The organism is Actinomycetospora sp., assembly GCF_055612215.1.
On the sequence record NZ_JBVPVA010000809.1, the window covers coordinates 1 to 1,672 of the forward strand.

At 75.1% G+C, this 1,672-nt stretch carries 1 protein-coding gene; it reads right to left on the reverse strand.

Annotated features, from left to right (window positions below):
• Positions 1-27 precede the first annotated feature (27 nt).
• The coding region (locus AC0CYZ_RS22120; protein ID WP_472219298.1) for a TerD family protein at positions 28-1,672 on the reverse strand (1,645 nt) is incomplete at its 5' end.

Sequence of the window (1,672 nt, forward strand, 5' to 3'; positions counted from 1 at the left end):
GCCGACCCTAGCCGAGCCGACCCGCCGTCACGACGGGATTAGCACGTGCAGCCGCTCCAGCGTGATCGACTCGGCGTGCTCGGGCAGTCCCCCGACCGGCTCGACCCCGAGGTAGGTCACCGCGCCCTCGATGTCCTCCAGCCCGTCCACCCGGTCGGCCGACTCCGGCAGCACGACGACCCGCTCCGCCCGCGGGGCCAGCAGATCCACCAGATGCCCCACGGTGAGGACCCGACGGGTCACGGCGTCGCGCACCAGCGAGGACGTGGTGACCCGGTTCGTCTCCACGCGGTTCATCAGCGGCCATCCGGTGAGCAGCAGGTGCATCCACGTCGCCCGCCACGATCCGTCGACGCTCCGGCTGAACGCGATCGGCAGGGCGATCCGCCCCGACCCCCGCAGCTCCGAGCGGGCCCGCACGGTACGCGGATCGAACGGCGGCGCACGCCACTCGGACGGTTCGAGGGTCATGTAGCCGAACAGGGACTCCGCGACCTCGTCGAACCCCTCGCCGGAGTAGACGTTGACCTGCGGCACCACGTAGCGGGCCGTGGTCCGGGCGAGGTCCACGTCGATGAACTCCGTGGCGCCATTCGGGGCCTCGATGAGGTCACCGGAATGCACCGCGCCCATGTCCTGCAGGTTCGTCCAGGACACCTGCCCGACCGCGTGGAAGTCGTCGTCGAGGAAGAGCACCGAGAGATCGAAGTCCGTGCGGTGGGCGGCCTCGCGCCAGTCGATGAAGAAGCGCAGCAGGTCGGTGGCCGCGGCGGCCCGCGCCGTCGTGCCGCGAGGGAGCACCGCGTGCCCGTCGACCGTCGCCTTGCCGCTGGCCGGCAGGGCCACGGGCAGGACCGCGGGATGCACGACGAGCGTCCCGGGCGCGCGCAGCCGCCGCGCGATCTCGTCGTCGACGAGGTCGGCGAGCCGCGCGGCCGCGTCGGGCGGGAGCGGCTCGCGGGTCTCCGGCTCGAGGTGGGGCCGGCCGCGGCGGGTGACGAACAGGCGCTCCCGGTTCGGTCGGTCGGCGTTCTCGAGGTGCCCGCGCAGGGAGACGAGCACGCGACCGGACACGGACGGCAGCGCCCGGGCGATGCCGTCGACGACCTGCTCCTGCTGCTCGGGGCGAGCGGTGCGCACCAGACGGTCGGCCCAGCGGATCAGGACCCCGGGGGTGGCGGCGAGCGCCTCGGTCGCGGCGACCGCGTCACCGCGCCGCGCGGCCAGCTCCGCGCGGGCGGTGGCCGAGCGCACCACCTCCTCGCCCCGCGCCACGGCGAACACGCGCGCCGCGTGCGGCCAGCGCTTCCCGTGCTCGTGCGGGTGCAGCCGCTCCCCCAGCCGCTTCCAGAGTTCCCGACGCCGGGTCACGTCGGACAGCGCCGACGGCTGCTTCCCGACGAGGTCGTCGAGCGCCGCGAGCAGCGCGCGCCGTTCCCGGCGGGCGAACGACCGGATGCGGGAGGGCTCGGCGAGGGCGACGTCGCCGGCGGACGCCCGGACCGCGACCCGCAGGACGTCGGTGACCGTCCCGCACAGCACGAGCGGGCGGCCCGCGGCCATCCGCGCCGAGTCGATCGTCGCGCGGTTCTCGACCGCGGGGACCTCCGTCGGCGGCTCCTCCCCGACGAAGGCGGCCGCGAGATCGGCGAGCAGCGCGAGGTCACCGCGG